We start from the raw sequence: 18,456 nt of genomic DNA, 5'->3' as shown, positions 1-18,456 counted from the left end.
GGCGCACTGGCTTCTCTGTGCCTCTGCGGTTCGTTATTCCGTAACTTGTGCGTAAGTCATAATTTTTTATTGCGAAGTCTCTTAGCTGTGATATTAGTTTCTTTAAATACGGTAAATCGGTCGGATAACCGTTGAACAAACTACAAGCAGAAATTATCACATCCAAATTTAAAAAGCAAGTCGATTGTCAGTGCCGAGTTGCAAGAGGAAGGCGAAAAAGTGGAATTGCCCATTTCATCTAGATGTGTATCGTTCGTCCACAATGCCAAATAGCGTTGGATTTGCTTTACTCAGAGTTTTATTCGTATTTCAGGTTTTTTATTTATCTGATATTTAAATAACTCAGTATTAATACGCAAAAATTTATTTTATCGTCAGCTGCTCAATCCAAGTCTGTAAATATAACCATGCGGTGTATGGTCAGAGAAATGTTCTAGTTTAGCAAAAGGATGTGTTGTAAAAATAGTTATCTTGCAAAAAATGTTAAGGGCATCTAACTTTAAACTTAAAGAAAGAACGGGCGGAAGGTGAACCAGAACAATTTAACTCCAGTGCTTGTTATGAAGGTGTAGAAACTAGAGTTTCAGGACGCAAAATCGAGCATGCTGATATCAGCAATCTTTATAACTTGTTGTGGAGTCGCTCTATTTGGCAAGGATACATTGCTAAGAAAGGGCAAACCGATAATTTAGGGATAACAAATCCCCGTCCTTTTATTCTGAGTCGAATGGCATTAAGAAAAGCTCTAAGCTATGCAAGATAAACGCTACAGATTTTAAAGCTATTAAATAGTGTCGGGACGGGGCAGGCGACAATACTGCTCGGTTAAGGAAAGAAAGTAGGCTGAAACCCTTGAAATATCGTTGTATATAATGCCCAAAAGAGGCTTAACCGAGCAGTATTGACACCTAGCCTCCGAAAGCGCTTGCGCGGTCGAGATCGGCAATGAGTCCAGGCTTCTGTGTCGGGTGCCATCCCAGTCGTTGCTGCGTCAACGCGCTTGAAGCTGGACCGTCCATGCCAGCGAAGAACCCGAGCCAGCCAAAATGATCGGCTGCCTCCTCGGTGGACTTGGCGGCGACCGGTATCTTCAAGCCCCGGCCGATTGCCTCTGCGATCTCTCGAACCGGCACACCCTCTTCGGCGACTGCGTGATACCTCGCCCCGGCAGATCCCTTCTCAAGCGCCAGCCTGTAAAGGGGTACAGCATCGAGCCGATGCACTGCGGGCCAGCGGTTGAGCCCGTTGCCGACATAAGCCGAGATACCCTTCTCGCGAGCAAGCGCGATCATATAGGTAACGAAGCCTTGCTTGTCCCGGTCATGGACTTGCGGCAGGCGCACCACCGACACACGCACGCCACGCGCCGCGGCAGCCTCTGCCGCCTCTTCCGATACCCTGGGAGTCACGTTAGAGCCGGAAGGAGGATCGTCCTCTGTCGTGGGGCGGCCTGGTGTGGGGGATATCCCGGAGGTGACGATCAAAGGGCGGTTCGAGCCCGCGAGCGCGTCACCGAGCGCCTTGATGGCGCGCCTGTCAATTTCGCTGTTCTCTTTGAATTTCGAGAAGTCGTGGATAAACGCAGTGTGAATCACGCCATCCGATATTGCGGCTCCACTGTGCAGGCTTTCCAGGTCTTCAAGATCGCCTCGATGCACCTGAGCACCTGCGGCAATAAGAGGCTTGTCACCCACATCTGAGCGAGAAAGACCGAGCACTTGATGGCCCGCGTTAATCAGGTCCTGAACAACAGCAGAACCGATAAAGCCGGTAGCACCAGTTACGAAAACACGCATCACAACCTCTCCTTGACTTCGTTTTCAGACTACACTCGCAGCCCACTAGGCTTAAGATAGGTGATTGAAAATAGTTTGACTATGCTATAAAGTCCGTATTACTTTCGCAATCGTCCGGGATAGTCTATGGATCCGCTTTCAGATGTGCTGTCGCTGCTGAAACTGCACAGTTATGGGTGCGGTGGCTTTGATGTCGGTAGAAATTTGTGCCTCCAGTTCCCCAAGCATGCAGGCATCAAATGCTACGCCGTTGTTTCCGGCAAAGGCTGGCTGTCGGTAGATGGCGTTCCCGATCTGGTGCAGCTAAAAGCGGGGGACTGCTTCCTGCTGCCGCCTGGGCGGCCATTCCGCCTTGCGAGTGACCTGACCTTGCCGCCTGTTGACGCCCTCACGCTTTGTGCCTCAAAGAATGGGAGCATCAGCTCATTTAATGGCGGCGGAGACTGCTTTATTGTCGGTGGGCACTTCGCCCTGACCGGCAATCACGCCACCATCCTGTTAGGGGGGATGCTGCCACCGATCGTCCATCTCCAGAAAGAATCGGACAAAGCCGCGCTGCGCTGGTCTATCGAGCGGATGATGGAGGAACTGCGCGAGCCGCAGCCAGGAGGCCTACTGATCGCACAGCACCTCGCCCAGATGATGCTGGTTCAGGCCCTGCGGCTGCATCTGGCGTCCGGGTTGAGCGGTGGCGTCGTCGGGTGGCTCTTCGCTCTGGCGGATAAACAGATGAGCGCGGCGCTTAACGCCATGCACGAAGATCCGGCTCATCGCTGGACATTGCAGGAACTGGCGGAGTGCGCCGGCATGTCGCGATCAACCTTTGCCCAGAAATTCAAACAGAGGGTGGGTAAGTCACCAATGGAATACCTGACGCGCTGGCGGATGCTGGTGGCGGGGGACAAGTTGGTGAATTCGAGCGATCCGGTTTCTGTCATTTCACTGGCGCTCGGCTATGAATCCGAAGCCGCCTTCAGCACAGCCTTCAAGCGGGTTATGGGCTGTTCGCCACGGCAATACAGCCGTGGCCGGGCTCCGGCTCTACCTTCCCATAGCGAGGAGGAATCTGCCCTCGCTAATCAGGTCGAACGTATCACACGTTGATACAGTTCTGCTTCAAATGGCACTAAGAAAAGCCAAAACGCTTGTGGTTTAAGCAGTTTGCTTTCATATTTCGTAATTCTTGCCGGGGTTTGGTCATTAAGGGGTAAGCTTTCGGGCGGCGTTTAAAGATGAATTAAATTTATCCTTGAGGATTTGTACTCGTAGTGTCACAGTAGTATTTATGATGTTTGCTTGCTTGTCTCAAAGAAAGTATTTCATGAACGAGTAAGCTTTTCTACCTAAAAATTTTTGGACAACCCGTACATCTTTGCACTGTCTAAAGTTAGGCATAGCGTATACCGCTACAGGCATCCCAATAAAACGAATGGTTATACCAATTCACTAAAATAATGAAACAGATGTAAACCATGAAAGTCTTGCTGCATCTAAGTTTTTTAATTGCGAATTGCGAATTGTGAATTGGGATTACGCCAGGAGCAAACTTCATTAGCGATCGCAACACTTCATCAAGGACAATCGCCTGCCCCGTCCCGACACTGTTTAATAGCTTTAAAATCTGTAGCGCTTATCCTGTATAGCTTAGAGCTTTACAAGCGTGCCATTCGCTTTTGAGTGGAAATGCCTCCGACGTCGTGAAAATGGGACAGGAACTGTGACTTGGCAATCTGAAGTTAACAAATTTACAACTAGTGAATCAGGGTACGCAGGGCAAAGTCTTGGAAGTTTTGGACAACAATGAAGCTATATATAGCAATCCTAAATCATTTGTGAAAATTATATATCTCTTTCTTCTTTCTCTTTGCGTCCTTCTCTAACGAGACGCTGCGCGTTGGCAAAGCCTCTCCAAGAGTTGGTGTTTTTCTCTGCGAGACGCTGCGCGTTGGCAAAAGCCTCTCCAAGAGTTGGCGGTTCGTTTCCTTATCTATATTTTTCACGACTCATTTAGGACTGCTATATAGGAAGGCAAATGAACATTGTATTCGCTCGCAATCGCCCTAAATCGCTTTTTGATGTCAATTGCTAGCATGGGGTTCAACCAGGATACATGCAAAAGGCATCCGCACTCTGACCACCTACTTGTTGTTTGATAGTTTTCGGGCATTTGTTCGGTTTCACTTTCCTACAGGACGCTATTCGCGTTCGTTCAACTCAACCTACAATTATCCTTAACTGAACTGTATTGGGCTATGCCTACGCCAAAAAATAGTAGTTTACGATACCGTTTTTTGAAATATATATAAAAGCTGATTGTTAGAATAAATTATAAACTTAGCTAATATGAATTAATAGAGCAGTTACTCGTTATTTTAATATTGTCAAAAGGGCGTAATTGCTTGTAAATGTAGGCTTTTTTCTAACTGCGGATGCTCGAAGCGAAGTTCTCTAGCGTGCAGATGTAACCGACTGGTAACTGCACAGCATCCATAAACGCGATCACCTAAAATAGTTACCCCAAGTCCTCGCACATCAGCTGCATGAACCCTCAATTGATGAGTGCGTCCAGTTAGTGGCGTAAATTCTACGCGGGTGTAGTCTTCTTCTCTCGCCATTACCTGGAAATGTGTCAAGCTAGGTTTACCATGCTGCCAATCAACTTTTTGATTAGGGCGATTTTCAGGATCTGCCCACAATGGCAGTTCAATTGTACCTTGGTCAACTGTTACAGCACCGGAAAGGATGGCTTCATAAACCTTGTAAACCTGGCGTTGCTGAAACTGCTGGCTGAGTTGCCGATGGGTTTGACGATCGCGCGCCAACAACAAAATACCAGAAGTTTCCTGATCTAGGCGATGCACAGATGCAAGGGTTATGCCATCCGGTAATAGATGACGTAAGCGACTCAAAACACTATCTTGGCGATCGCGATAACGACCAGGTACTGAAAGTAACCCAGCAGGCTTGTTTACAGCAATCAGCCATTCGTCTTCATAAATAATCGGGATCTCTCCTTTGGTAGGGGAAAGTGGGCTAATTGTGTATACATCCCTGTTTAGGATTGAAATAGGTTTCAACCCTGAGAGCAAAAACCCCATTAGTGGCTGACATCGCTCGGCACATGCTCCATAAAATTCTCCCTGAATTTTATCCTGATTTACAGAAGACGCACCCCACCAAAATTCCGCCATTGCCAGTGGTTTGAGATTATGTGTTGCGGCATAATGGAGCAGCTTTGGGGCACAACAGTCTCCTGTACCAGTGGGGAAGCCTTTTGGCATCAATTGTTGCAATGATCGCGATCGCCCGGAAAAATTAGTCAGGCTGTATGTAGCGTGCATCTGAGCTTGTAATTGACAAGACAGTGCTTTACGCTGTTGTTTCAGTTCGCTAATTCGCGCATCCGTCACTGCAATTAACTGTTGAAGAGGCTGTAATACTGCATTTTGCTGGCGTTTAAGTTGTCGTCGCTCAATTCCCTGCTGACGACTCTCTTCGTCGAGTTGTTCAAGAGTAAGTGGATCGCAGATTTGCTGACGTTTTTCCTGTCGTTGATGTTTGCAATGGCGATGGCGATCGCTCATTGCTTGCAATTGCTGCTCAAATTGATCAAATAGGGTTTGGTACTGCTGGCGTTCGGTCAGTTGCTTCAAGGTAAGAATTTCTTGCTTAATCGCGTCCAACTGTGCCAAAGTGCGGGCTTCCTCTAAAGCAACTTTGTCTCTTCCTGGAATTGGTGGCACCCAGTCCTCAACCAGACTGCAACCATTCAAAAGACCGGAAAAGGCTTTGAGTACCCGTTGTTCGCCATTAGGCAGTTCAACCAATAGTATTCCATACATCTTGCCTTCACGAGAATAACAATCATTGTTGGCAAGCTGTTGCATTAGTCCGTGGGCGATCGCTTCAGCCATTGAGGTGCGGGGTAGTTTTAGGCGATCACCACTTTGGAGACAACGCCCTTCATAGTAATAGCTAGGAGATGAGTTGCTGATAGCATTGCAGTCTATGAAATCTGAAAGCGAACGTATAATTACCATAAAATATACGGCGTTGCTGAGTTAAAATATAAATTTGCCTTATACACAGACTTTCCAAGACAGAGGCGCAGAGAATAAGAATTTGGAATATTTTATTTTTGAATTTCATATCCAAATTCAGCAACGTTATATATATAAGAATACAAAGTTTTGCTGTTTTCTCCATGTGAAATTGCCTGACAGCTAGTTGGTTAAGCCTTAAAAGCGTAAATTTTTATTAGTAATTATATAGGGAATATATTGTATCTTCATATGCGATTATGGTGAAAGTACATCAATGGATGAATATGGTGTTGTCTTTAATGATGACGGAGAATGTATTGGAATATATTACTAAACTATATTGCCTAATATGTGATGTTGAGTAAGTGCGATCGCCCTAATCTGTAGTATTTAGCGGCCTTTCTGAATTCACGTATGGTTTATACAAACTTTTTCAGCCGATGTTTAGTTAGTAGGGGCGTACCAATACTTTTCGGATAAGAATGGTAGGTTGGGTTGAGCGATGGCGAAACCCAACGAACGGTTGATAATGTTGGGTTTCGTTGCTCAACCCAATCTAACTGTATTGCCGTTTAACCGAAAAGTATTGAGGGGCGCATGGGATTTACGCTTAAGTTTGATCATCTCACGCGGCTCCACCGTTTACACGGATGTTTTGCCCAGTGATCCACCTAGATTCGTCGCTAGCCAGAAATGCTACTACGTCGGCGATTTCTTGCACCTCTCCCAGTTTGCCAAAAGCAGCCATTTGGGCTACACGGTCTATATGCTCTTGTGTTTTGCCTTCTCGAAACAATTCTGTATCGGTGGCTCCAGGAGAAATAACATTAACTGCGATCGCCTTTGCACCCAATTCTTTAGCTAGTACCCGCGTGATTTGTTCAACAGCACCCTTGGTTCCTACATAGGCACTATAAGTTGGCAGCATCATCACCGTAGTTGATGAGGAAAAGTTGATAATCCGTCCCCCTTCTGCCATGTGTTGCGCGGCTTGTTGGCAAGCAAAAAAAGTACCTTTGACATTAATGGCAAAAATTTTGTCAAAATCTTCTTCTGTCACCTGACTAATTAGTTTATAGAAGATGATTCCGGCATTGTTGACCAAAATATCGAGTTTACCGAAGCGTTCAAGTGTTTGCTCAAATAACCGTTGGATGTCGGGTACTTTGCTAACATCAGCTTGGATAGCGATCGCTTCTACTCCCAACTTTTCAATTTCCGCAACAACTTCCTGTGCTTTGCCTGCATTACGCGCATAGTTAACGACAACAGATGCGCCATTACCTGCTAGTTTGAGTGCGATCGCTCGTCCAATTCCCCGCGATGCACCAGTGATAATTGCAACTTTTCCAGCTATTGATGCCATAGATTAATCTGATTTTATTTTGGTTCACCAAAGTGATTATCTGCTGTTAAAGTACTGTACCAAGATTAAATTTAGCGATCGCCTACCAATTGGATCTTAAATTAGGCAGGCAGGCTCCTGGTTATAAAGCTGTTCAGAAAGCTCTCAATCGCTTTAATTAAGATTCTGGAACGATCGCAACACCATCCCTGAGATTGAGCAGCCCTGAGATAATAACTTGATCTTCTGGCTGTAATCCTTCAATAACTTGGTAATTATTACCTCTGATCTCGCCTAGCTTCACTCGCCTTTGCCGAGCTACTTGTTGGGATACACCTTGGGGAGATTTTTCGGTTTCAACTACATAAACAAAAGTGTCCCCAGCTATACGAGTCATTGCTGTTGTGGGAATTAAAACTCCCGGGCGCTGATTCCAGAACACTCTAGCCCTTACCAATTGATCTGCACGTAACTGACCATTAGGGTTGTTAAAAAGTGCTTTGATCAGTATCCCTTGTGTTTTATTACTGGCGTTAGGTGCAATAAAAAATACCCTACTTCTACCAAGCTTCTCACCTTGTGTGTTCATGACCTCTACTGGCATTCCCTTACGCAATTGGGGCCCTTGCTGTAGTGGCACAAAGATATTAACTTCTAAAGGTCGATTTTGGGTGATATTAACTAATTGTGTGGAAGTATTAACTAAATCACCTACTTTCACGGCGATGTTGCCAACTGTGCCACTAAAGGGAGCGCTAATTTTGTCGGACTGGAGCGGGACTTGTTGTTTTGGAATATTTACATTAGCTTGCTGCAAGGCTTTTTCAGCCTGCAATATGTTGGAGCGTTGTGCTTGAATCCTGGAATCAATTGCATCAAGACTAGTCTTAGCAGTGGTGAGCCGATCAGCAAACTGATTGCGAGTCTGTCGAGACACGGCTCCTTCCTCAGCTAGGGTGACAAACTTTTCGTAGTTCTGCTGGTACAATTGCAGATTCGCAACGTAGGATGGTCGTTGTGCTTCCAGAGATTTGAGTGTAGCGCGGGCATTTTCCAGTTGGACTAAAAATCCTTGAGGCACAGCATTGCTCCCACTGACACCTGCTTGTGGCGTAGAATCTACTTGGAGAATTGCCGCTCCTTGGGCGACTAAATCTCCCGATTTGACAAATATCTGGGTAACTTGGCCCTGAATCCTCGGCTGGAGCGTGATTAAGCGCTGGGACTTTAGGCTAGCAATAAAATCTGAACTTTCCTCAATTATGCCGCTTTGTACTGTCGATATTTTGACTCTTACCCCTTGAGGTTGAGCATTAACAGTTGAAGGTGCTGAATTTTGCGGAGTGAACAAACGCCAAACTATAGCTGTTGCGCCCCCTAATAATAGTAGTGCAGGTAAAAATAACCAAAGCCACCGCCGTTGTCCAGAAGGTGGCTCAAATGGGGTTTGTGGAGGTTTGTCTCCAAAATCATTTTGAGGCTCAGGGGGTGTCATGGCTGATGAGGAACTTAAGGTACAAATTAACTAGAATTCAATCAAAATTTCATCTGTTGATATTGAAATTACTGATTTAGCATGAGGTTTTGTGGCAAATTATGTGTTATATAAAGTCCGGGTAATTAGTTATGATTCCCACAATCATTGCACCCCGAACGCCAGATGCTCCACTTGGGGAGACCCCTAGTCAGCGCTAGTTCCCCTTAATCCCCTCCTTGCAAGCTCTTAGGGGAGACGAAGCGTAGCTTTGGCTCTTTGGGGTTCTTCGAGTTTAATAAGTAATTAAGCGGACACAATACTACCCCATCCAAATATACAGTTTTAATAATTCTGTCTAAATCTACCGAAAGGTGAATCCGCTTCTTAAAACCTATCAAATCTCAGTTGTTTATCAAAAAGATGGATTATGACTATACCTAAACTATGCAAACAGACTTGCACATAAGTGTATAGATTTTTTGACACAGCAATCAGCAAAGGCTGACTATCCGATCGGCCTTAATTGGTTCAGGTTGATTACTTTGCACTAATATTTAAAGATGCGATGTCGCTGGTGCGTCCGCTATGCGTAGCTGGCTTTTGAGTAGGAGTACGACGCATTCATACTACACAACAGCATAGCGATCATCGCGTTGCCAACGCCTTCATGCAATGTCTTCTGGTGCGTCCGCTACGTGTAACAAGATCCCCGTAGGGGTACGATGGGTTATGCCTACGCACTCATAGGCAACACTTTTGTTCAACTCACTGTAATAACTGTTCCCACACTCTCATTCGCCAATCTATCCACCGCACACACGGCATAGGTTCCCGCTTGTTGCACGGTAGCGAAGGTTGTGCCAGCAGACAAAATTCGTTGAATTATCCAAGTATCGCCAGTTTGCCGATAAAGTGTCCAAGAACGAACTGGCTGATTATCACCAGGCTGCCAACTCAGTTTGCGGTTATTGACTTGTAGTTCAATGGGTGGAGGGGGTGGTGTTGTATCCTGCCAAGACAAAGTTGGAGGTAGCGCAGGTTTGTTATAAAGCAGACTTTGGAATTTATCAGCAATGCCCTGACTATTTTCCGTCAAAACAGCGAGATTAAAGAAGATATTCCCCAGTGACAACTGTCCAGCTTGGCTACGACTAATTTTCACCTGCTTTTCAATCTCATCACTCTCCCGACTCTTGTTGCTTGGTTCTGTCAAATTATTACCAGCATAAACGTGTCTTTGCTTTGTATTTACCTGTGTCCACCACTTTAGCAACGCAAAATAACTTTGTTGTGGTTGGTCTGTGCGCCAATAAAGTTGAGGCGCAATATAATCAATCCAGCCTTGTTCTAACCATTTCTTCGAGTCAGCATACAGCACGTTATAAGCATCCAAGCCAGTAATCCCAGCAGGTTGTCCGGGGCGATAAATCCCAAAGGGACTAATACCAAATTTAACGTCGGGTTTGGTTGCTTTAATCCCCTCCCAAAGGCGCTGTACCATTTTGTTAACGTTGTTCCGTCGCCAGTCGCCAAGGTTGAGTGTACCACCAGCTGCTTTATATGCAGCATAGGTTTTGTTATCAGGGAAAGACTGTCCCTCGATGGGATATGGATAGAAATAATCATCTAAGTGAATGCCATCAACATCATAGCGCTTCACTACGTCGATAATTACGTTGTAAGCTCTGTCCTGAACTATTTTCAGTCCTGGGTCCATCCAGCGTTGAGTTTTCCACAAATAAACGCTTTCTGGATTGGTAACTGCTATGTGAGGACGAACTGTTTTGGCTGGGTCGGTGGAAGTGCTAGCGCGGTAGGGGTTAAACCAAGCATGGAGTTCAATATTGCGCTTATGACATTCTGCGATCGCAAACGCTAAAGGATCATAAAATGGTTCTGGTGCTTTACCCTGAGTTCCTGTAATCCAAGCACTCCAAGGCTCTAATTTAGATTCATATAAAGCGTCTCCCTCTGGTCGCACCTGAAAGATGAGGGCATTGAAGTTTAACGCTTGTAATTTACTAATAATCTCGCTGAGTTCAGCTTTTTGTTGGGCAACAGAAAGTCCCGGTTTGGAAGGCCAATCACCATTCCACACAGATACTACCCACGCCCCCCGGAATTCCCGGCTATGATTTACCCTTACACTACCGACAGGTGTGGGTGTCGGCGTTGGTATTGGTATTGGCGTTGGCGTTGGTGTGGGTGTAGGTATTGGTGTGGGTATTGGTATCGGTATTGGCGGCTTCACAAGATAATTAGAGGGAATTTTTTCTGCTTCACCTAAATACACCAAAGCTTGATAAATAATCACTGCCACATCTGCACGGGTGGCTGCGAGATTGGGATTGAGTAATTTCACATTTGGGAAACTAACCACCAATCCAGCGCTGGTGGCAATAGCGATGTGATTTCTACCATACCCAGGAATCTGAACAGAATCTTGATAAATTTCTGGGAGTGCTGAGAGGAGGTCAGGTTTTACCTTGGTGGCAATTTCTAAGCCTCCTATTAAGGAAACTAAGACTTCCACTCTAGTAATTCGGTTAGCGGAACGGAAACTTTTATCAGGAAACCCGCTAAGAAATGCTTTTTCGTAAGCTGCTTGAATGGCGGCTGCTGCCCAATAATTAGTAGGTACATCAACAAAGGGAATATACTGCCGCTTCTTGGGAACTGTGGGAAATGCCTTAGCGATGATAGCGGCAAATTCAGCACGAGTGAGTGAGTTATCGGGGCGATATGTACCATTAGGCGACCCACTGACAATACCACGTTGGGCTAAGGCTGTAATAAATAAGCGTGCCCAATGGTTTTGAATATCCGAGAAGGGAGTAGTAATAGATACCATTGTTGATTGCAGCTAGCTGGTCTGGATTTTGATTTCCTTAGCTAATTTAGCAATATCAGAGCGATCGCTGCTGCAATGTCTTATAAACTTTGACTATTGAAGATTGGACATGGGGCATTGGTAATTGCTATTCCCTATTCCCCATTCCCTAGCTACTAACTACAGTTTTGCGTCAAACGGTAACGTTTTTAATGCACGGGAACGCATTAACATTGCATCGGCACGCATTAACAATGCAGCCGACGCATTAACATTGTATCGAGATACATTGGCATTGTATCGGGACGCATTAACAATGCAGCCGACGCATTGGCATTGTATCAGGCTGCATTAACATTGCAACGGATTGCCAAATTTAATTCGCTACGAATTAAATAAATGCTGTACTAAGTGGCTTTTGCAGTTTGGTCAGGAGGATTCAAGTTAGAGGGCGCATTCAACGATAGCATCACGCGTGAAATGCCAGTGAAAATAATGCTGACACCAACTAGTGTCCCAAGAAGCCAGGGTGCATCGAAGGGCCACTGGAACCAAATAATTGCGCCTAAGACCAGCGTAATAATGCCATTACCTAGTACCCACGTCCAGTTTTCTTGCGGACGTAACCGGAATGCCAGAATTAACTCGAATGTGCCTTCAGTCAGCAAAAAGGTGCCAAGCAACAGAGTCAGTGTGAGAACACCCGTATAAGGATAAACAAACAGCATTATGCCGGCTGCAATATAGAGTCCGCTCAATAGAAGTTTCCAAATAAAACCTCCTCTGTGGCGGGTTTGAGTGGCATAAACTAATTTTGTAAATCCTACGGAAATCAAGATCAGCGCAGTCCAAGTCTCGGCGAATATGGTCGAGAGACTAGGCACTGCGATCGCAATAACTCCCAAAATACTCAGGAGAACACCAGTTATCAGTGACCCATTAAAATCCTTGTTAATATTTTTAGGAGCATCGGTTGTCATACAAATCTTTTCCCTATTTTTAGACTCAACTCTACATTTAGGTTAGGGAATTTATAAGTAACAGGGTATGAACCCTAAGATAGACTCATCAGTATTAACTTAATCTTGATCATGACTAAACTTTACGACTATTGAGGCACTAAACCAGTGATCTGATGACAATTAACTATGGCAATCCTAAATCATTGATGAAAAGTTAGATCCCCGACTTCTATGAGAAGTCGGGGATCTGGACACTGCGAAATAAATCTAAGTATCATAAGTGCGTTATGGCGTTAGGCTAACGCACCGCAATAGATCATAAAAACGGTGCCTTAGCCAAGGGCATAACACACCCTACTACTATTGCACCATGTCACTCCACTACGTTTATTTCAAAAATCAAATATGAGTCCTATATATTTTCTCTAAGTAGCCCTCATAAGAGTTCTGCAAGATTACTTAGACGTTCATAAACAGCGATTAGACGATCTCCTTCAAGTTCAACAGAAGTATTTGGATAATTCTGAATCGCTCCAAGCAGTGTAACTTCACCATTTTGTTTAATAGATGCACTTAAAGCACTTCGTAGAGCCTGCTGGTCTAGTTGTCCTGTGGGAGGGTGAACTACCTCACCAATTTGGTCAACCAAAATTGGCCCAGCCCAGCTAGACAGTAAATTATTTAAAAAGGCAGGATCGGCTTTGATTGGGGCTTTCAATGCCTTACGAGCTACCGCGGGGTCTTGTTTGGCCGCCTCCAAATAAGCTCTTAACGTCGGGGTAGTCTTGCCAGTTTCTGTAAACTGACTTAATTCTTGAACAGATATTTGCCCTTGAAAAGTACCATACTTTAAAACAACTTGCTCGGCAGCATTAGCATTAGTACTTAAAAGTAGAACAATAGCACCCACGCCTAAAGCTACAGTCTGAGTCAGTAACTTAGTGAATTTCCTATTGTTTAACCGATTGAAAAGTTGATAAATCTGCATCTTGTCGAATTTTATAATGGTGCGGAGCGTACACAGGCACAAAATGCCCAAGCGTTATATTATTTCACAAAGTTCCGGCTAAGGATAGATGCTTAGAGGCATACATTTGTATGTCCCCACAGCCAATTTATTTGTTACAAAGATTTTTGAAAATGGTGTTATCATAGAAAGCCTTCATCAAGGGAAACTGCACGAAGTAGTATTGACTGCTCCTGATCTAAGATTGGTGCAGGTATACCCAAATGCTTCCTTGCAGATTCTTCAGCTAGCTTTCGGTCTTGCTGGTTCTCGAACTGACTCTCATCTAATAAATGAGGGTTTTTTACCGCTTGATCTCGGCTTGGCTGAGAGCCATTTTTCCACCTATATTTCCAGTCCATAATTTAAACGGCAGATATACTGCAATTTGATTTCCTAGTTCTTCATAGTAGGTGCTTAATGGAACATTACACTCCTGCTATAGGTTGAAGAGGCTGATTCTGAGGGTACAAATTTAGCGCTCGCAAATATAACTCTTGTCAGTATTTGCGTAGGCGTAGCCCGTCGTAGACATCGCTGCTGGAATATCTTATAAACGTGATTAATGAATAAATATTCTGTTCTTAAATCTTGTAATAATTTGACTATTACTGAAGCTTTTTGAGTTTGTTTATTGCATCAGTGTAATCTGCCATCTTTCCTTGTTTCTTATAAAGGTCTGCTGCTTTCTGAAAATCCTCTATTGCTCCCTTTTTATCTCCAAGAGCAGAGCGGGTATTACCCCGGTTGTTGTAGGCTTTATCAAAGTTGGGATTAATTTTGATAGCTTGGTTTAAATCCTCTATTGCTCCCTTTTTATCTCCAAGAGCAGAGCGGGCAATACCCCGGTTGTTGTAGGCTTTATAATAGTTGGGATTAATTTTGATAGCTTGGTTGTAATTCTCTATCGCTCCCTTGTTGTCTCCAAGCTGATAGTGGGAAACACCCCGGTAGTTGTAGGCATCAACATAGTTGGAATTAATTTTGATAGCTTGGTTATAATCCTCTATCGCTCCCTGATAATCTTTTTTCTCTCTCTTATCATTTCCTCTGTTAAAGAAATCCTCAGCAGTCATCTGAGAATTTGTAGAAGAGATGGATGGACTGGCACTAGGTTGAGATTCGGTATTTTGTGATAACTGTGGTGTTTTTGGTATAGAAGAGATTATTAGAACTACAGCAAACACAGCAAAAATACTCCCACTAACCAATAGGCGCAATTTGTTAGGTGAGTTCACAGGAATTACTTGAGAATTTTCACCTGTTGGCTGAGTCAGGGATGGATTTACATCTCTTTGTCGAATAACTTTTTCTTCAATTCGTGCAACTTCTTCATCTCTGAGTTCCAAAACCTGCTGATATCGCTTTAATTCTTTACGAATCTCCTCACCAAACGGGTATCCATGCTGAATTTCTTGAGTTAACACTTGCTCATACTGCTGCAATTTTTGCTGGTAGGCTTGAATCTCAGCAGTAATTCGCTCTGTTATTGGGGCAATATCTTCATCTTTCAAACCTAAGATTTGCTGCTGTTGTCGTAGCTCATTCCGCTTTGCTTCCCTCAGAGGATATTCCTGCTGCGTTGCTGTGGTAAATACTTGTTCATACTGCTGCAATTTTTGCCGATATGTCTCTGTTTCATCTGTAACAAGACTTTCAACTGAAGCTATATCTTTGTTAGTGAGTTGCCATTCCTGCTGCATCTGCTGCAACCGCTGGCGAGTAGCTTGACTGACAGGATACTCTTGCCGCATTGCCTCAGATAACACTTGCTCATACTCTTGTAGATGCTGTTTATAGGCTGCAATTCGTGCAGTCACCTGCGCCTCAATTGGCATTGTATCTTCATTCCTCAGCCCCAATATTTGCTGAAGATTCTGTCTTAGTGAATTAAGATCATCTACGCTGACGGCTATTGTCTGCTGGAGTGCCTCAGTGAAGTCTCTTTCGTATCGCTGTAATTTTTCTCTAAATTCCTGACGGGAAGTTGCCAACATTTCATCTTCGATTGCAGTTGCTTCTACCTCAGATAGTCCCAAACGATTTCTCAATGCATCTAAAATCTTGCGACCTACAAAAGGAATTTCTCCACGGTTATTGTATCGCGCTACCTCTTTGCGATACTTCTGCTTGGGATCACCTTGAGGAACTTTTGTAAGTCGAATCTTAAACCCCTCTCTACTCGTGTAGATTTCTGGCCTCATTGTTGGCTGTATTTCTCTAACCTTTCTGCTTGCATAGTCATGCAACTCATCGATTGAAACAACCTCATCTTCGTCTAGGTCTGCCGCTCCAGTTGTTATTCCCTCTATTAAATAACGGGTGTAAATTGAGAGGTCTGACCCTTGCTGCTCAAATGAATATTCAGTTGAACTAGATGATGTGAGAACAGCTCGCCCTTCACCTCCTAATTGTTCACGGATATTTACAGTGCCGTCATCCTTGGCTGATAAACCTTCAGCAAAAGCGCCACTAAAGCAACTGTCGAGAATCACCACTTGCCGCTTAGAACGGCTGCGGCTCATACTTTCGTGTATAAAACTAGCTGGCACTGCGGATGAGCGAATTAATTCTCCTCTGGGTGTTTTGCGTGTGGTGCGCGTTGCTAGGAACAGTCTGCCAGTATCATCCTTAATGCCATGACCGGAGAAAAAGAGAACTAACAAATCATCTTTTTGACGATGGGCAAACAGATTTTCTATAGCTTCTTCCATATCTTGGCGCTGGGGATTTTTTAGCACCATAATATCTGTCTCAGTAAAGCCGCCCATTTCTGGGTGTAACAGCACTTGCTGCATCGCTTCAACATCTTTTACAGCACCAGGTAGCGGGTTTAACCCAGGCTCATATTCACTAACCCCTATTAGCAATGCTACTTTAGCCATTTGTGACTCTCTATCCTGCTACGAATTTCTGTGCTGCCTCAATTGCCGCTTCTAACTCTTGCCGACTGCTAGCTTTTACTTTCAGTTTCTTGCCATTGGACTCAATTTCTAGTTCAATGGTTTTGTTACCAAGGCGATCGCTTAAAAATCCCATTAATGCTTTAATATTCTTGGCATTCACCTGCGCTGTTAGCCAACCCACAGCCAGCCCTGTAAGTGACTTGCTCCCTACTGGTGCTTCTGCTTCACGGAAAAGACTAGCGTCTTCTACTTCATCCAGTTCCAGCATTTGTTGCAATAGTCTCTGCGTTTCGGCTTGCAGTTCATCGTCATCTAAATCAGGCTCTTGGAGGGCGATGGTAACCTGGACGTTGGATGTACTCGCCATTTTCAACCTCTAAATGTAGTTAATGGTTAAATGATCACGAGTATCTTATACAAGCTAGCAAATAACAATTCCGGTCTGGATTATCATAAGTACAAATTTTGCCAACATGCATAGCGTGCTATGAATAAGAAGCGTACTGCAAAGTACAAATAGATACCATTATTGCTCGCAGCTAGCTAAACGTGATTTTGATTGACTTTGTTAATTTAGCAATATCCAAAGCGATCGCTGCTGGGTGTCATATAAAATTTCACAATTGCAGAATTTATTTGATTTTATATTTTCATTCAAAAATTCATATAATAAATATTATTTTGAGTTATCTGAGCGTCGGCTTTGTACCTTTCCCTATGAGACGCTAGGGGCGAATAAAATCTTGCTATGTGCAGCCGTGATTTTTAATCATCAAGTATATTTGCTGATTACTTATCAAAAAGCCTAATTGCTTTCTCAAAATACTTAAATGCTTTCTCAAAATGCCATTTTACTTACTCATTTTGGTGTTTTCCGCAAGCAAAATGGCATTTAACTTTCTCAAACCCCAGTTTACTTACTCATTTTGGTGTTTTCCGCAAGCAAAATGGCATTTGACTTTCTCAAACTCCAGTTTACTTACTCCTTTGGGTGTTTTCCGCAAGCAAAATGACATTTGACTTTCTCAGACCCCAGTTTACTTACTCATTTTGGTGTTTTCCGCAAGCAAAATAACATTTTACTTTCTCAAAATGCTTGAATGCTTTCTCAGTAAATAAGTCAGCGAGAATAAATCAAACTACAATATTTAATAAAACCCCTTTAAAACCTTGTTTGCAACCAGAGTCTGGAAATGCTCCTCATTGGCTGCTGCCACGAATCATATCATGTCCGCATAATTAGTTAGGATTCCCACTGTCATTGCACCCCACACGCCAGATGCTTCATTTGGGGAGACCCTAGACGCAAGGGTAGCGCAGCCTAAAGCCTTTTCTTCTCCCTTCTCACATTGCCAGAGGTTAGCGCCAAGAGAGAAGACCGTACTGGCTTACCTTAATCCCCTCCCCACTCTTCGGGAAGGGAGACAAAGCAATATCTCTATAGATATAACTAGAAAAGCTAATTTTAGGAGAATTCCATCTCTAGGCTCACGCAATTGAAACTAAAAACGTTAATACTAAAAAATAACTTTACGATTCTTAAACCTGGTTGTAATCAAAAATTACAGTCCAGAAAAAGTAAATAGAGAAAAAAGTACAAAAAATGGCAATTTCTACAGACCGCGCTCAACAAATTCAAAAGCTGCGTGAACTAATCAAAGATATTGATTATGGGATGTTTACCACAGTCGATGATGATGGAAGTTTGCATAGTTACCCCATGTCAAAGAGTGGCGAGATTAACTCTGATAACATCCTCTGGTTTTTTACCTATGCTAGTTCCCATAAGGTGACTGAGATTGAACAACATGAGCAGGTCAATATTAGTTTCTCATCACCTGAGCAGCAGCGATACGTTTCTATTTCAGGTACATCGCAACTCGTGAAAGACCGCAACAAGATGCGAGAACTATGGAAGCCAGAACTTCAAACCTGGTTTCCTAAAGGACTGGACGAACCCGATATTGCTTTGCTTCAGGTGAATATTAACCAGGTGAATTATTGGGATAGTGCATCAAGTTTTAAGCCACAAACAATTAGTTTTTGACACAATCACGCGTTTAACTAATTACTAATTCATAATTCGTAGTT

12 protein-coding genes are annotated in these 18,456 nt (G+C 43.8%); 2 read left to right on the top strand and 10 right to left on the bottom strand.

The features are described 5' to 3' along the window. Nucleotides 1-908 precede the first annotated feature (908 nt). Nucleotides 909-1,796: an SDR family oxidoreductase gene (locus V7K40_RS15535; RefSeq protein ID WP_334961055.1), complete on the bottom strand. Its 888-nt coding sequence runs from the start codon at nucleotides 1,794-1,796 to the stop codon at nucleotides 909-911. Between the two features lie 126 nt (nucleotides 1,797-1,922). On the opposite strand from V7K40_RS15535, the gene V7K40_RS15530 reads away from it, so the two are divergent. Then, a complete protein-coding gene (locus V7K40_RS15530) occupies nucleotides 1,923-2,900 on the top strand; it encodes an AraC family transcriptional regulator (RefSeq protein ID WP_334961053.1) in 978 nt (325 codons plus the stop codon). 1,277 nt (nucleotides 2,901-4,177) lie between these two features. On the opposite strand, the gene V7K40_RS15525 is transcribed toward V7K40_RS15530, so the two are convergent. The 9 genes from V7K40_RS15525 to V7K40_RS15485 form a co-directional block, all read right to left on the bottom strand. Further along, the gene (locus tag V7K40_RS15525) at nucleotides 4,178-5,836 is read right to left on the bottom strand and encodes a pseudouridine synthase (RefSeq protein WP_334961051.1); all 1,659 of its coding nucleotides are present in this window, start codon (nucleotides 5,834-5,836) and stop codon (nucleotides 4,178-4,180) included. 628 nt (nucleotides 5,837-6,464) lie between these two features. Continuing rightward, nucleotides 6,465-7,205, bottom strand: a complete 741-nt coding sequence (locus V7K40_RS15520; RefSeq protein ID WP_334961049.1) for an SDR family oxidoreductase — start codon at nucleotides 7,203-7,205, stop codon at nucleotides 6,465-6,467. 157 nt (nucleotides 7,206-7,362) lie between these two features. Further along, nucleotides 7,363-8,679 (bottom strand): efflux RND transporter periplasmic adaptor subunit, encoded by a 1,317-nt coding sequence (locus V7K40_RS15515; protein ID WP_334961047.1) that lies wholly within the window; start codon nucleotides 8,677-8,679, stop codon nucleotides 7,363-7,365. Between the two features lie 742 nt (nucleotides 8,680-9,421). Beyond that, a complete protein-coding gene (locus V7K40_RS15510) occupies nucleotides 9,422-11,512 on the bottom strand; it encodes a family 10 glycosylhydrolase (RefSeq protein ID WP_334961045.1) in 2,091 nt (696 codons plus the stop codon). A gap of 386 nt (nucleotides 11,513-11,898) precedes the next feature. Further along, entirely contained in the window at nucleotides 11,899-12,471 is a 573-nt protein-coding gene (locus tag V7K40_RS15505; RefSeq protein ID WP_334961043.1) for an HdeD family acid-resistance protein, read from the bottom strand. A gap of 418 nt (nucleotides 12,472-12,889) precedes the next feature. Further along, nucleotides 12,890-13,441 carry an alpha/beta hydrolase gene (locus tag V7K40_RS15500; protein ID WP_273762722.1) on the bottom strand — a complete coding sequence of 184 codons (552 nt, stop codon included), beginning with the start codon at nucleotides 13,439-13,441 and terminating at the stop codon, nucleotides 12,890-12,892. Between the two features lie 161 nt (nucleotides 13,442-13,602). Beyond that, nucleotides 13,603-13,821, bottom strand: coding sequence for a bromodomain-containing protein (locus V7K40_RS15495; protein WP_334961040.1), 219 nt, complete (start codon nucleotides 13,819-13,821; stop codon nucleotides 13,603-13,605). A 246-nt stretch (nucleotides 13,822-14,067) separates the two neighbouring features. Next, a complete protein-coding gene (locus tag V7K40_RS15490) occupies nucleotides 14,068-16,344 on the bottom strand; it encodes a tetratricopeptide repeat protein (RefSeq protein ID WP_334961037.1) in 2,277 nt (758 codons plus the stop codon). A 10-nt stretch (nucleotides 16,345-16,354) separates the two neighbouring features. After that, the gene (locus V7K40_RS15485) at nucleotides 16,355-16,732 is read right to left on the bottom strand and encodes a hypothetical protein (RefSeq protein ID WP_334961035.1); all 378 of its coding nucleotides are present in this window, start codon (nucleotides 16,730-16,732) and stop codon (nucleotides 16,355-16,357) included. 1,236 nt (nucleotides 16,733-17,968) lie between these two features. Here V7K40_RS15485 and V7K40_RS15480 point away from each other — a divergent pair. Continuing rightward, nucleotides 17,969-18,412: a pyridoxamine 5'-phosphate oxidase family protein gene (locus tag V7K40_RS15480; protein ID WP_334961033.1), complete on the top strand. Its 444-nt coding sequence runs from the start codon at nucleotides 17,969-17,971 to the stop codon at nucleotides 18,410-18,412. Nucleotides 18,413-18,456: the final 44 nt, after the last annotated feature.

Origin of the sequence: Nostoc sp. (assembly GCF_036917195.1) — a bacterium.
Taxonomy (GTDB): domain Bacteria; phylum Cyanobacteriota; class Cyanobacteriia; order Cyanobacteriales; family Nostocaceae; genus Nostoc.
The sequence above is the reverse complement of the archived record's forward strand: the minus strand, read 5'-3'. Positions and strand labels throughout refer to the sequence as shown.

Coding starts and splice junctions, on each gene's coding strand:
- V7K40_RS15535 (WP_334961055.1), bottom strand. CDS start 1,796: ATGCGTGTTTTCGTAACTGGTGCTACCGGCTTTATCGGTTCTGCTGTT.
- V7K40_RS15530 (WP_334961053.1), top strand. CDS start 1,923: ATGGATCCGCTTTCAGATGTGCTGTCGCTGCTGAAACTGCACAGTTAT.
- V7K40_RS15525 (WP_334961051.1), bottom strand. CDS start 5,836: ATGGTAATTATACGTTCGCTTTCAGATTTCATAGACTGCAATGCTATC.
- V7K40_RS15520 (WP_334961049.1), bottom strand. CDS start 7,205: ATGGCATCAATAGCTGGAAAAGTTGCAATTATCACTGGTGCATCGCGG.
- V7K40_RS15515 (WP_334961047.1), bottom strand. CDS start 8,679: ATGACACCCCCTGAGCCTCAAAATGATTTTGGAGACAAACCTCCACAA.
- V7K40_RS15510 (WP_334961045.1), bottom strand. CDS start 11,512: ATGGTATCTATTACTACTCCCTTCTCGGATATTCAAAACCATTGGGCA.
- V7K40_RS15505 (WP_334961043.1), bottom strand. CDS start 12,471: ATGACAACCGATGCTCCTAAAAATATTAACAAGGATTTTAATGGGTCA.
- V7K40_RS15500 (WP_273762722.1), bottom strand. CDS start 13,441: ATGCAGATTTATCAACTTTTCAATCGGTTAAACAATAGGAAATTCACT.
- V7K40_RS15495 (WP_334961040.1), bottom strand. CDS start 13,821: ATGGACTGGAAATATAGGTGGAAAAATGGCTCTCAGCCAAGCCGAGAT.
- V7K40_RS15490 (WP_334961037.1), bottom strand. CDS start 16,344: ATGGCTAAAGTAGCATTGCTAATAGGGGTTAGTGAATATGAGCCTGGG.
- V7K40_RS15485 (WP_334961035.1), bottom strand. CDS start 16,732: ATGGCGAGTACATCCAACGTCCAGGTTACCATCGCCCTCCAAGAGCCT.
- V7K40_RS15480 (WP_334961033.1), top strand. CDS start 17,969: ATGGCAATTTCTACAGACCGCGCTCAACAAATTCAAAAGCTGCGTGAA.